Below are 13,980 nucleotides of genomic sequence, written 5' to 3'. Positions count from 1 at the left end.
TTCACTTTTGATTCAGCTAAAGCGTGCTACTACGTTAGCTTTTATCAACTGCTTTAGAACTCAGATCACAAAACAGCAGCACTGTCATGATCAGCGCAGCGCTAAGCATAATGGTTTTGCCTGATATGCCGGTACCCGAGCTCCAGGCAATAAAAGCATATAGCCAGGGAAACAGCAGTAACGGTGACAACCGCTGATATAACTGCTGCAGGCAGCAATACAAGGCATAGATTAATAACGCCGACAGCAGCGCACCGTAGGTAAGCAATAACGCAATCCAGCCAATTTCGATACCATAGCGCGAGCCAAACAACAGCACTTTACCCGATAAACTGCGATCAATATCGCCCAGTAGCAGGTTCAGCCAGGACGTATCCAGCATCAGTTCAATAGCAATCAACCGGGTAGATGCACTGCCCTGATCATCTTCCAGCCGGCTAAGCACAGGTTCAAGCAAGCCAATGCTGTATGCCAAATAAAACAGCAGCGGCAATAACAGCAATGACGACAACAAATACAACAGAGCCCGCTGTGTCAGCTGGCGCCGCTGCATACTCTGCAAAGCTTTAAGTGCCAGCAAAAGCACAATAACTATTACCGCTGCCAGAATAGAACCGCGCCCGCCAAATAGCGGCAAAGCCGTTAATAACAGCAAGGCCGCTGCACTTTCAGTTAAGTTCACTCTGGCATACAGCGCTCTGGCAACATAACACACCAGATAAAAGCCACTTAACATAGTGCTGATTAACGGATGACCAAACAAACCGGCGGAGCGGATTTGCCCCCACTCTGAGGTGTCAATCACTTCACCGCTGGCAGCGTCAGTTAACACCAAAGGCGCAATTAAACCGCCGCTGGCATATTCATACATGCCTACCAGTGCATTGGCTGACAACAACAGCAATAGCAGCGATTTCAGTTGCAGCAGCCGGCCCGGGTTAAGCGCCTTTAGCAGTGAGAGAAATAACGCTGCACTGACATAACTTACAATGGCCGACGATAATGGCCGCCCCAGCGCAACATCATGCAGCAATAAACACAATGCCGCGCCCAAAAGCAGAAAGTGGCTGCGCACAGTAAACAAATAATACAGTTGCGCTACCCCGCCCTGGTACAGCGTCCAACTGGCCAGCGATAACAACAGCAGATAGAACGACGGGTGAATTTTGTGCAGTGGATTACCACCCGGCGAATCATAAAAAATACCGGCCTGATATAACACATTGCCCGATAAACTAAACAGCGCCGCAATTGCAAGCAACAGCAGCATAAAACTCAGTGCCGGCATTTGCCTTTGCATAATCAACCGGCCCCAGCCTTGCGCTGGCGGATAAACCCGGCCACGTCAGTGCGAAACAACAACAACATCACGGTAATATAAGATAATGCCCCCACGCCAATTTTCAGCAGCAGTGCCGTTAGCGGTTGCGCCGCATCCACTTTTTGCACCAGCAGATACATCACGCCTACCGCCAGCAGCATTTTTACAATACTCAGGTAAGGCAACGTTACGCGTTTAGTAAGCAGCAGCCACAAGCCAATAACTGCTATACCCACTGCCAATGCCATTGCACTGGCCACAGCGCCGCCTTTAATACCAATAGTGCTAACCAAAAAGTAACTTAGCACTACAGCCATCATCGCCATCACCGCATCGTAGCCCATAATGGCACCGGTACGTTTACGGATAAAAAAGTAATGATTTAAATAACCGTTTTTTAGCGCCTCAATACCTCCGGCCAGTAATGCCCATGGCATAACCAATAAGGCGGCATCAACAAACCGCTGTTCAACCAACAGCGGAATAAGCACCGGCATTACTGCATACAAGCCCACTAAGCCGGGTAATAACACCAACAGCAACAACAACAGGTTTTGCTGGAGCTGCGCCACGGCTGCCGGCTCACCTTTTTCATGCACCAATTTAAATAATAACGGTAACGCTGCCGGCGTTACCATCATGGTGATCAAAGAGGCAATACGCAGGCCAAGCCCTACGCCAACAGCATACAAACCGGCTTGTTCCAGGCTCAGGCTGCTGGCAATAAAATAGCGCGGGTACTGCAGAATAAGCCAGGCAAACAGCGCCGAGCCTATCATCGGCAAACCATAATGCAGTGCCTGCAGTACAGTAGCGCGGCTAACTGACCAATGCCGCCAGCTTGCGCTGTTACGCCGGTATGCCAGCATGCTGGCCAGCATTTCGCCCAGCACGTAACCCAGCAGCGGATAAAGAGGATCTGCGCCAAATTGCTGCAACAAAGCTACACCGATAAAAAGCCCGACAAAAGGCCCGACACTGGTAAGAATGGAATAGCGCACTATTTGCTGCTCCAGCGAAGCAATAGCAGCGTTAAAATTATTGCTGGCTCTGAACATGGCATAAAGCGCCACTAATATACAGGTTGTCAGGCTGGCGGCCTGGTCAATAAACAGCAACAGATTGATAAGCGCCGCAATTACCATCAGCACAGACGACGCAGCGATAACACTGCGCGAACTTTGCCAGAATGCCGACAGATTATTTTGCTGCTTGAAGGTGCCGTACTCACGCATGGCGTAGTGCATCCACCAATTGACAAACATCGCCATCGCCAGTTCCTGAAACGCTGTGATTAACGTGATATAGCCAATGAGTTTTTCATCACCAAAGTAAGTCCACAAAATAATAGACAGAAATTGCGATAGCGGCGCCAGCACCTGCGACGGCAAATATTTAAGCGTATTGGACAACAACATTATCTGGCAGCCTTAACACCGGCGGTACCGGGTTCAAAACAGTAGCGTAATAACACCACGCGGCGGATCAACCAGCCCGCAGCAATCGACAGCACTATGCTGCCCAGTAAAATAACCAGTTGCAGCAATACACCGCCCTGGCCCGCTAGGCGCTGCAGCACCTGCTGCAAAAACACGTGAAAAATCAGAATGTACAGGCTGTAACGGCCGCACAGCATAAAGGCATCGCTTAGCAGCGGCAGCTTACTGAGTAACAAAGAACCTTGCAGCAACATAAAACAACCGGCCACCACAATAAACGGCAGCCAGAGCGGCGGCGTGTATAAACGCAGGTTAAAGTCGACCGCAGCGCTGAATGCAAATACCAGTACGGCAAATAAAACTGTCAGCACTAACAGCAGTAACGGGTTAAAGCGGGCCTGGGTAAACTGCTGCCTTAGCAGATAGCCCAGCGTAAAGTAGCCCAGCGACAGCGGCAAAAAATCTATGCCCCACGGCAGGCCACTGCGTAACAACAAGGATGGCGATTGCGAAAACAACGGCTGCAAATAGCCCAGTACTACACCAAACAGCATTAACCACAACAAAATCAGACTAAACTGTAAAGTGCGCTTTAATACAATAAAGCCGCCGGGGCGTAACAATAGTGCCGCCGAAGTGTAGAGTAAAAACAAATGCGGTAAAAACCACAGTGGTGTCCAGGCAATGGTTTGGCCGTTGCCGTACAGTACACCGGCCATATAGCCGGCAAAATTACCACCCGACAGCCACTGCTTAATACCTATGGCGGTTAAAACAAAAAAGTACGGCGTTAAAAGCGCAATACTTTTTTGTTTGCTGTAATGCAATACATCATGTTGCGGGCTGAAAAACAGCCCGGCCAGCAAAAAGAAAAACGGCATTCTGACCACACCCAACGCATCTGCTGCGGCATGCATATCAGCCAGAGCACTATGGCCAAATGCTACCAGTACGATGCTAAGGCCGCGTGCCAGCGCGATATGAGGATAATGCGGCTTTGCCAAAGGTTTAGCGGGCATTTCAGCCATGGCGTGGTATAGCTAAAGTTGTAGCCAGCGCCTGATACGCCGGTTTGGCACGCATATCGCGGTCAAAAGGTAATACTCTTACCAGCCGCTCCTGCCTGCCCTGATAAAACGAGTATTTATCGCTTAATTGCCAGGTTTGTACCATTTCTATCACAGGATTTTGCAATACTTCCTGCAAAAAATCCCGGTAGGTAGCGGCAACCTGCTGATCCCGTTGTGCTTCGTCATCAACAAAGCTCTGATCATTAACATCAAGCTCAGTAATGTAAACCGGCAATTGGCGCTGCTGCAGCTGTTCAACTAACTGCAAAAATGCGTCCATATCCAGGTTGCCCGGTGCCAGATGGCACTGCAGGCCAATAGCATCAATCGGCGTGCCCTGATCAAGCAGCTTATCCAGTAACGGCAAAAAGGCTGAGCGCAGACCACGGCCCCAATGATCGGCGCGGTCAAGCCAGGCTTCATTTAATACCCGTTTTGCCGCAGGATCAGTACGCGCAGTCACATCAAAAGCCCGCTTTATGTAATCCGGCCCCATAGCGCGTAACCAGGGTCCTGCACGCAAACCGGATTCGCGGTTATGCCCTGGCCACATTGGCTCGTTTACCACGTCCCAGGAATGAAATTGCCCGGCATAACGGCCAACTACCTCTTCAATATGCCGATCGAGCCAGTATGCAACCCTGCTGTCGGATGCCTGATTCAGCCAATCCGGGTTCCATTCATTCCAGATAAGCGTATGCCCCCGCACCGGTATACCAGCCTCACGGGCAAAGGCCATTAACTGATCGGTTTTGCTGTAGCTGATCTCACTTTCGCGCCATCTTAAGGTGCCAAACTTAAACTGATAATCGGTCGTCAGAATACCGCAATGGTGTTTAAGCAAGCTGCCGTATTGTGGATCGTTAATTGATGCCATATCAAAAGCGCTGCCAAATAAGCGCCCGGCGGCACGGGCAATCTGGTTGAGCGAAGTGACCTCTGTACCTGGCGGTAATGCTGCGGCAGAGCTGTTGCCTGGCAGTGTTGTTGCAGGCTTTGCCAGGCAGGCTGGCATTGCTGCCACCACACCAAGCCCAAGCAGGCTCTGTACAAACTGTCTGCGCGATAACATAACAATATTCCTGTAACGGTTTATTTAGCGGATTTGTGCTTAACTTTGGGTAACCAGCCCATCTGAGCGGCTTTGTAACTGAGCATGTTTATCAAACAGCACTCTCATCTGATTACTGGCTTTATAAGGCGCCACCTTTTGACTAACCTGCTCAGGCTGTATCTGGCCGTTACGCATGCTTTGCCAGGTAGCCAGCATTTGCTGCGCCAGTTGTTGCGCCAGTTCAACTGAATCGTTGTTTTGCTCCAGCAGCACACCATTAATATTGTTATCTATTACCAGTGATAACTGCGGCAGGTTAACCGAGCAAACCGGGCGCCCTGCGCACAAGGCCTCAAGCACATATACCGGCATACCTTCAAATACCGAGGTAACAATGCCCATATGCCAGCCCTGCCAAAGCTGTGCTACCTGCGCTGAAGTTTTAAAGCCATGGCAAACTGTCAGCGACTCTATTGCGGCAAACTCGGCAAAGCTTTGTGGCTTGGCAGCACCAACATAGTGAAATTCAACCTGGTTATTGGTTTGCTTTGCCAGCTCGGCGATAACGTTAAACATCATGCCTGGGCGTTTAAAAGTATCGAGCCGACCAACAAAGGCGATTTTTAACGGCCCTTGCAGGTTCTGGTAAGCGGTGGGTTTAAACAACTGATCATCCACACTTACTGTCATAAAATCGGTTTTTGTTGCAACTTCCGGGTAATCACGGCGGATACGGTCCGTTTGCTGCTGATTAACTGAATACACATGGCGGGCACTGCGCACGGCATGTTTTTCATTAAACTTGTGCAAAAACCAGTAACGGCTGAGTAAAGAGTCCATCGGCTGGTCCGGATTGGCATCACCGTGCGTAGTTAACACATAGTCAAAGCCATATAAACGGCACAGCCAGGCAAACTCGTAACGCTGAATATCAAAACTGCTTGGCATCTCTTTTGCCAGAGCCTTAATACGTGAGCTAAAGCGGATAAAATTAACGAAAAATCTTAGTGTTGTAGATTGAAACAGTGATTTGGCCGCCGCATTTACTTCCACCTGATGACAATGCAGTATTGGCATAAACAGAAAACGGCCACCAAACATTTCAACTTCTGTCAGCTCACCCAGTTTGCGTTTACCGCTGTCGTCTACCCCGATCAGGATCAACCGCATACCGGCCGGGCAATATTTCAGCAATTGTCGTACATGGGTTTCAATGCCCCCTACTTTACTGCCAAAAGGGTCTATCGGGTGCACAGAAAAAAAAGTGGTTTTGTAAGTCATAATTGCACCTTAAATTAGTTTAACTGGCTTTGCGTAGCCAGACTGTCACAACCGAGCTGCTCAAATACCTGTTCGGTCTGGCGGGCAGCTTCAGACCAGTTAAAACGCCGCTGATTCTGCAGGGCTTTAGCTGACAGTGCACTGAATAACGCATCATCATGTAACAATGCATACATATGTTCAGCCAGAGCAGCTGCATCTTCGGGATCGAAAAACAGCGCACCATCTCCGGCCACTTCACGCAGCACCGGAATATCTGCGGCAATCACAGGTGTGCCGTGAGCCTGGGCTTCAACAACCGGTAAACCAAAGCCTTCATAACGTGACGGAAATGCCAAAAACCGCGCCCGGCTGTATAGCTCACTAAGCTGGCCATCGCTTAAATAACCCAGTGAAACAGGCGCCATGCCATGCGGTATGGCAGCAACAAAGCGGGCAAAGTTACCCTGAGTGTCTGCCCCCACATGTTTAACCTCAATACTGCGCCCACTGTGGCGCAACAGCCCCAGCGCCCTTACCAGAGTATCAGCACCTTTATTAGGCGAAACATTGGCAACAAAAAGGCCAAAGCTTTGGCGTTTTTGTACATCACTGTCGATATTTTCCGGTATTGTCAGACAAGGCCCTTCACCAATAACGACCGTTTTACCGGCAAATTGCGGATAATAACGCGCCACATCATTACGGGTATTTTGTGATACACAGATAATTTTGCTGGCGCTGCGACACGTCAGCGGATAAAACAACTGCCACCATAAGCGATGGTGCCGCTTGTAAGAGGCCGGTGATACATTAAAATACAGATCATGCGTTACGGTAACTCTGGGCCAACTGCCGATAAAACCACCTAAAGGGTTGCAGTTAAATTCGGCGTCAGCCTGATGCTGTTTCATCTGCTGCGGCACTAACCAAAGCTGGCGTAACAGGTTACGTGGCGTAGACTCAATGTAGGGTACCGATACCACCGTTAACCCCGGATTACGCAGCGCTACCGGTAAACATTCCTCTGACCAGGAGGTAAGCAGCACATACTGATGCTGCTCAGATTTCAGCAACTCGGCCAGCAACGAAAATAAATACTTACTGATGCCGGAAATACGGTTTGCCGGCTCCAGCAAGTGATTTACCAGGATTTTCATGACGCCACCAGCAAGGCACTGATTTGCTCTGTGTAATAGCTCATCAATGCTACATCAGCACGGCTTTCCACGTTTAACCGTACTACCGGTTCAGTATTAGAGCTGCGCAGATTAAAACGCCATTCGGCAAACTCGAGGCTGATGCCGTCAGTGCGATCTACTACCAAAGCATCAGCCATGTAGTGTTGCAATACCCGTTCAATAGCGGCTTTAGGATCATTAAGCGTAAAGTTAATTTCGCCTGACGACGGAAATGCCGCAATACGCTCGTTTACGAGCTCTGATAAAGGCTGTGCTTTAAGGCAAATCAGCTCTGCTACCAGTAACCAGGGGATCATACCGCTGTCGCAGTAGGCAAAATCACGGAAATAATGGTGTGCACTCATTTCGCCACCATACACAGCATCTTCCAGACGCATCCGCTCTTTAATAAAAGCATGGCCGGTTTTTGACTGGATAGGTTTACCACCAGCCTGAATGGCCAGATCAATAGTATTCCAGGTTAACCGTGGGTCGTGGATCACACTGGCACCGGCGTGTTTTTGTAAAAAAGCCTCGGCCAGTAAACCAACAATATAGTAGCCTTCGATAAACTGGCCACGCTCGTCAAACAGGAAGCAGCGGTCAAAATCACCGTCCCAGGCAATACCAAAGTCGGCTTTGTGCTCCAGCACCGCCGCACGGGTATCAGCCCGGTTTTCTACCAGCAGCGGGTTAGGAATACCGTTCGGGAAAGTCGCATCAGGCTGATGATGAACCTTAATAAAACTCACCGGCACCTTTAGCCTGGTAAAGGCTTGCTCCAGTGCATCGATAACATGGCCAGCCGCACCATTACCGGAGTTGGCCACGATACGCAGTGGTTTAATATTGGCTAAATCGATATAACCAAGCAAATGTTCAATGTAGGCATCAAGTACCGATTGTTTCGTATAAGTGCCCTTTTGCGCCACTTGCTGAAATTCGCCCTGCTCTGCCAATTGCTGGATAGCAAACAAACCACTGTCGCCACTAATTGGCCGCGCACCGCTTTGCACCAGCTTCATACCGTTATAATCAATCGGGTTATGGCTGGCGGTAACTTCAATGCCGCCGTCCACCCCTAGATGAAAAGTGGCAAAATACACTTCTTCAGTACCGGTCATACCGATATCGATCACATCACAGCCAGCGTCCATAAGACCTTCAGCCAGTGCCAGCTTCAAGTCTTCTGACGTAGCACGCACATCTGCGCCCAATACCACCTGGCGCGGTTTAAGGTAGTCGCCAAAAGCGCGGCCGATGCGATAAGCCACATCGTTATTCAGTTGTTCACCCAACTTGCCGCGAATATCATACGCTTTAAAACAGGTTATTTTTTGCATTGCCTTAAGCCCTCCCATAGCGATCAGCAAAGCGGACAATATCATCTTCTCCAAGATAAGAGCCAGACTGCACTTCAATCAGTTCCAATGGCACTTTGCCGGGGTTTTCCAGCGCATGCACTGCCGTGATCGGGATATAAACTGACTGGTTCTCAGTAACAAATTGCTCTTTATCGTCAATAGTAACTCTGGCCGTGCCCGATACCACTATCCAGTGCTCAGCACGGTGATGATGCATTTGCACCGACAGCTTGGCGCCGGGTTTTACCGTAATACGTTTCACCTGGAAACGCTCGCCATTATCAACAGAATCATACTTACCCCAGGGCCGGTATACTTCGCGGTGAAATACTGCCTCACTACGGCCAGCTTCAGCCAGTTGGTTAACAATCTGTTTTACCTGCTGCGCTTTATCTTTGTGCGCTACCAACACTGCATCTTTGGTGCTGATCACGATTAAATCTTCAACACCTATTACCGCCACCAGTTTGTCGTCACTGTGGATATAAGTGCCTCGGCTATCCAGTGCCAGCACATCACCACTTAGCACATTGTCCTGAGCATCTTTTTCAGACACCTGCCACAGGGCAGCAAAGCCACCGACATCATTCCAGCCAGCATCCAGCGGCAGCACTACGGCATGTTCTGTGCGCTCCATCACGGCATAATCAATCGAATCTGCCGGGCAAGCCGCAAAAGCAGCTTTATCAATACGCACAAACTCTAAATCGGGTGTTTGCTCGGCCATTGCCGCTTCACAGGCGGCGTAGATATCCGGGCGGAACTGTTGTAATTGCTGTAAATACACATCGGCGCGGAACATAAACATACCGCTGTTCCAGTAATATTCGCCGCTTTGCAGGTATTGTTCAGCTGTTGGCAGATCAGGTTTTTCAACAAAACGTTGTACTGCAAAGGCATTAGCCACCTGCGCGCCACGTTTGATATAACCATAGCCGGTTTCTGCACTGGCCGGCACTATGCCAAAGGTAACCAATTTACCGTCTTGAGCCAGCGGCAAGGCTTGCTCTGTTGCCTGCTGAAAGGCTTTGGTATCGGTAATGACATGATCTGCAGCCAGTACCAGCAGCACCGTATCGGCATTATTTTGCTGACGGGCACGCATCGCAGCCAGCGCAATGGCCGGCGCCGTGTTGCGGCCAACCGGTTCCAGCATAATATCGGCTTTTTTCAGCCCGAGCTGGCGCACCTGCTCAGCAGCGATAAAACGGTGATCTTCATTACAGATAAACAGCGGCGCGCCGTGCTCAAGCCCCTTTAGGCGCAATACTGTTTGCTGCAACATGGTGTGATCACCGGTAAGTGGCAGAAACTGCTTGGGGAAATTACCACGGGACAACGGCCACAAACGGGTTCCGGAGCCTCCGGCCATAATTACAGGTGTAAACATAATAACTCCTTTAACAAAATGCGTTACCAACCAATAACCCGCCTGCTGTATGAACCCAGTGCTTTTTTCATGCTCCAGGCTAGCAGTAAGGTGGCAGAAAATACTGCCAGGGTAAGAATGTGCCAGTACAAAAAACCAGAAAATGTATTATTTAACAATCTCTTAAAAACAGCTATCACAATTGGGTGTAAAAAGAAAATGGCAAAGCTGGCTGATGCAACCAAATCGACTAACCGATGGCGCTGTTGCCAGTGCCGCTCAAACAGCAACAAAATAGCCACCGCCTGCATGATTTTTTCAATGACTTTTAAATCGATACCGGCATAAGTAAAAAAGTACTTATGTGCATTGTGAGCAATACCCAGATAAGCGCTCTGATACACAGATAACAGTATTGATGCCAGCAGCAAACACCAGGGCAACCATAAATAGCGTTCACGCAGCAAATTAAAATGGCGGTTAAACACCATACCAAACATAAACACCGGCAAAAAATAGACAAAACTCTGCAGCGGGTTAAGATTATCCTCAGCCCGGTGCACAAACATTGCCAACAGCAATAACGCCGTAACCATAATCAGTTGCACCCTGCTGCTCAGGTAATAAAACCTTACCAACAATGGCGAAACCGCAAATACCAGTAAAATAAACGGAATATACCAATAACCGGTAAATACGCGGCCGGTTAGCAAATACTTAAAAAACGGCAGCAGGTACTGATAATAAAAACCGTCTCTGTCATCCACAAAGTACCCCGGATACTGTACCAGTACAGCAAAACAGATCACCGGCACTGATATCCATAAATAAGGTGAGGCGATATTTCGCCATTTTCTGGCAATGAAATCGACATACCTGAATGTACTTACATTAAGGTGAGCAAACAAAAAACCACTGATAAAGGCAAAAAAGAAGGTGCCACCGGGTATCATATACAGATACACATTGTGCCAGGTTTGCTCCGGATACCAGTTTGAGATCCAGAAGCAATGACCAAACACAATCAGAAAAATCGACAACGCCCGAAAGTTATTAATACCGTGATAAAACACTGCCACTCCTACTCTCTGAAAAGCACACTGGCTGCTTGTTTATCTGCAGCGGCTAAGGCATTCCAGCGCTGAATATTTTGCCGGGCAAGCTCACTTTGTTGCTGTATCTGCGCCGTATCGCTGCAAAAAGTAATAATTTGCGCGGCAGCTTGCTCAGCATCGCTGACATCGACCAGCAAACCCGACTCCCCCAGCACTTCAGCAAACACCGGTATTTTTGCAGCGACTACAGCTATACCGCTGTACTGCAGCTCCAGCAACGGCAAGCCCAGCCCTTCATCATGCGAGGTAGACAGGTAAAATGTCGCGCTGTCGAGCAATGTTTTAATCTCGTCAGCTGACAAATAGCCGCGGCAAAATACGCCGTCGGTATTTTGCAGCAAACTGGCATCCGGGCCCCAGCCTAGCCGGCCAACAATATGCAACTCAATGCCGTTGCCAAGGCGCTGTTTAAGCGCATTAAAAATTGCGACCGCAGCAGAGTAGTTTTTACGCGGCTCAACTGTGCCCAGCATGACAATTTTAAGCTTGCTCAAATCAACACTGTTATAACGCTCACTGTTATGCGGCAGCGCAAAAACATTACGCACCTGTGGCCGTAACATAATGATACGCGCATCACTCTGGCAGAATTGCTGCAAGTCCTGTTTGGTTTTCAGTGAATTGACAAAAAAACTGTTCAGCCGCTTTACTGCAAAAGCAAATGATGGCCGCATATAGTAACGGGCCCGCTGGTTAAGCTCCTGCTCACGGGTTAGCAAAAACACGTCGTGAATATAAGGCACCAGGCGCTTTTTTAATAACAGTGTGGCCAGAATAGATGGCGGAAAACCGGGTGTAATAATCAAACTTTTCGGGTATTTAAACGCCGCATATAAAATACCGAACCATTGCTGGAATAACATGCCGCCAATACTGCTGGCTTTTAACCGCACAACCTGACAACCGCCCAAAGCTTCATCAGAAAACAATTCTTCGGTAATACGCTCAATACCCGTGGTTTTACGCCCCAGATGAGAGCAGTCAATAATCGCGTCTGGCAGCGACATTTCAGGTACAGACATCAGCGGCTCTCCTTTGCAATATGGCGGTATTCTGTTAAAGCAATGCGCACAAAAGCCCATGAATCAATTAAATAACGCCGGGCTAAGCGGCGTGGATCTGATAATAACCGCCACAACCATTCCAGGCTGATACGTTGCACCCACTGTGGAGCCCGCTTTGCCGTACCGGCAAAAAAATCCAGCCCGGCACCAAAACCAAAACCGTACATACCTGACAGCTGTTCCCGGTAACGCTGCATCCACAACTCAGACTTAGGCGCACCTACGCCAAAAAACAGGTGCGTAGTACCCATAGCCGTTATTTTTTGCAGCATCTCGTTGCTGTAAACAGTGTCTTTTTCAAAACCAAATTCCGGCACCAACACGCGTTGCTCGGGTGTACTGTAACCTTGCTGTGCCAGCCAACGCTGTAAATAGTCGGCAGTAACTTCATTTGCACAGACAAAAAATGGTGCGTGCTGGCCCGGTGTTAGCGCCGCTAAAATTGCAGGAAACAGATCAGCACCGGTAATACGCCCCGGCGTAGCAATACCAAGGGATTTAAGCAAGCGCACAACCGGAAAGCCATCTGCCGTTACCAGCCAGGCGTTTGTGCAGGCGTGTTTAAATTCCTGCTGGCGGCGCATGGTTACCATATGATCAACATTAGTTGTCACCACCAGACGCAGTGGTTCCTGTGGTGGCGTTACCTGCCTGAGGCTTTGCACAATCTCGTTTTGCGCCAGCAGGCAAAAACGCAGCCCGGCTACCGGCTGGCTTTTTTTGATCTGAACGGAGTGTTGCGTCATGGTAGCCACCCTTACACCGTTTTTAACAGTTGCAGGTGTTTTTTATCTTTGTTCAGATCAGCAAAGATACGTTCAATAGTGGCGCGCAAAGGCTTGGCGTATAAATCATGCTGCAGTGCATATTCAAGATTAGCCTGAATTAAACCCAGCTTGGTGCCGCAATCATGGCTTTTGCCAACGATATGATAAGCTTCAATTGTTTCACGCAGGCATAGCTGGTAAATGGCGTCAGTCAGCTGAATTTCATCGCCGGCACCAGGTGTAATATGCGCCAGTAAATCCCAGATATGCTCTGACAATACATAACGGCCGGTAATAGCAAAGTTGCTTGGTGCTTCATCAACTGCCGGCTTTTCTACCATATCGCTGATCACTGCACTGGTACCGGCACGTAAACTGGCGTCTTGCAGATCTACCACACCATATTGATCGACCATATTGCGCGGCACCGGTTCTACCATAATCTGGCTGGCTCCGGTTTCGCTGTAGCGCGCCATCATTGCTGCCAGATTATCTGCTTTCAGATCACTCTGATGCTGGTCAATCAGTACATCCGGCAACAAAATAGCAAAAGGGTTATGCCCCACTACCGGATACGCGCACATGATGGCGTTGCCCAACCCCAACGCAACCGGCTGACGCACAGAAATCAGCGTAACGTTTTTTGGTACTATGCTGCGCACTTCGTCCAGCAGCTGCCGTTTTACCCGCTTCTCCAGTGTGGCTTCAAGCTCAAAGCTGGTATCAAAATGGTTTTCAATGCTGTTTTTTGAAGAATGGGTTACCAGCACTATTTCTGTCATGCCTGCAGCGACCGCTTCCTGCACCACATGCTGGATTAAAGGTTTATCCAGCACCGGTAGCATTTCTTTCGGAATAGCCTTGGTTGCAGGCAGCATCCGCGTTCCTAACCCGGCCACAGGGATCACCGCTTTGGTGATTTTTGCACGACGAAGATCAGTGGGTGGTGTGACAGTTTTCATAGCCTGAGCATCCT

General features: G+C 49.1%; 12 protein-coding genes. All 12 read right to left on the bottom strand.

Annotated elements, in window-relative coordinates; all coding sequences use genetic code 11:
* Positions 1-34 precede the first annotated feature (34 nt).
* From J3B89_RS10880 to galU, 12 genes are read right to left on the bottom strand one after another with little or no spacing between them, the layout of a single operon-like run.
* Positions 35-1,300: a VpsF family polysaccharide biosynthesis protein gene (locus J3B89_RS10880; RefSeq protein WP_215397597.1), complete on the bottom strand. Its 1,266-nt coding sequence runs from the start codon at positions 1,298-1,300 to the stop codon at positions 35-37.
* A gap of 2 nt (positions 1,301-1,302) precedes the next feature.
* A complete protein-coding gene (locus tag J3B89_RS10875) occupies positions 1,303-2,739 on the bottom strand; it encodes a lipopolysaccharide biosynthesis protein (protein ID WP_215397596.1) in 1,437 nt (478 codons plus the stop codon).
* Positions 2,739-3,788: an acyltransferase family protein gene (locus J3B89_RS10870; RefSeq protein ID WP_215397595.1), complete on the bottom strand. Its 1,050-nt coding sequence runs from the start codon at positions 3,786-3,788 to the stop codon at positions 2,739-2,741. Before J3B89_RS10870 ends, J3B89_RS10875 begins: the two co-directional genes overlap by 1 nt.
* Positions 3,781-4,902 (bottom strand): endo-1,4-beta-xylanase, encoded by a 1,122-nt coding sequence (locus J3B89_RS10865; protein ID WP_215397594.1) that lies wholly within the window; start codon positions 4,900-4,902, stop codon positions 3,781-3,783. Before J3B89_RS10865 ends, J3B89_RS10870 begins: the two co-directional genes overlap by 8 nt.
* 39 nt (positions 4,903-4,941) lie before the next feature.
* Positions 4,942-6,165, bottom strand: coding sequence for a glycosyltransferase (locus tag J3B89_RS10860; protein WP_215397593.1), 1,224 nt, complete (start codon positions 6,163-6,165; stop codon positions 4,942-4,944).
* Between the two features lie 14 nt (positions 6,166-6,179).
* Positions 6,180-7,304 (bottom strand): glycosyltransferase family 4 protein, encoded by a 1,125-nt coding sequence (locus J3B89_RS10855; protein ID WP_215397592.1) that lies wholly within the window; start codon positions 7,302-7,304, stop codon positions 6,180-6,182.
* Complete coding sequence (gene cpsG / locus J3B89_RS10850; protein WP_215397591.1) at positions 7,301-8,668, bottom strand: phosphomannomutase CpsG; 1,368 nt, start codon at positions 8,666-8,668, stop codon at positions 7,301-7,303. Before cpsG ends, J3B89_RS10855 begins: the two co-directional genes overlap by 4 nt.
* A 4-nt stretch (positions 8,669-8,672) precedes the next feature.
* Complete coding sequence (locus tag J3B89_RS10845) at positions 8,673-10,079, bottom strand: mannose-1-phosphate guanylyltransferase/mannose-6-phosphate isomerase (protein WP_215397590.1); 1,407 nt, start codon at positions 10,077-10,079, stop codon at positions 8,673-8,675.
* A 23-nt stretch (positions 10,080-10,102) separates the two neighbouring features.
* Positions 10,103-11,137 carry an acyltransferase family protein gene (locus J3B89_RS10840; protein ID WP_215397589.1) on the bottom strand — a complete coding sequence of 345 codons (1,035 nt, stop codon included), beginning with the start codon at positions 11,135-11,137 and terminating at the stop codon, positions 10,103-10,105.
* 2 nt (positions 11,138-11,139) lie between these two features.
* Complete coding sequence (locus tag J3B89_RS10835) at positions 11,140-12,195, bottom strand: glycosyltransferase (RefSeq protein WP_215397588.1); 1,056 nt, start codon at positions 12,193-12,195, stop codon at positions 11,140-11,142.
* Positions 12,195-12,983, bottom strand: a complete 789-nt coding sequence (locus J3B89_RS10830) for a WecB/TagA/CpsF family glycosyltransferase (protein WP_215397587.1) — start codon at positions 12,981-12,983, stop codon at positions 12,195-12,197. Before J3B89_RS10830 ends, J3B89_RS10835 begins: the two co-directional genes overlap by 1 nt.
* Before the next feature lie 11 nt (positions 12,984-12,994).
* Positions 12,995-13,966, bottom strand: coding sequence for a UTP--glucose-1-phosphate uridylyltransferase GalU (gene galU, locus J3B89_RS10825; protein WP_215397586.1), 972 nt, complete (start codon positions 13,964-13,966; stop codon positions 12,995-12,997).
* Positions 13,967-13,980 lie beyond the last annotated feature (14 nt).

The sequence above is a fragment of the Rheinheimera oceanensis genome (assembly GCF_018831085.1).
Taxonomy (GTDB): Bacteria; Pseudomonadota; Gammaproteobacteria; order Enterobacterales; family Alteromonadaceae; genus Alishewanella; species Alishewanella oceanensis.
The sequence above is the reverse complement of the archived record's forward strand: the minus strand, read 5'-3'. Positions and strand labels throughout refer to the sequence as shown.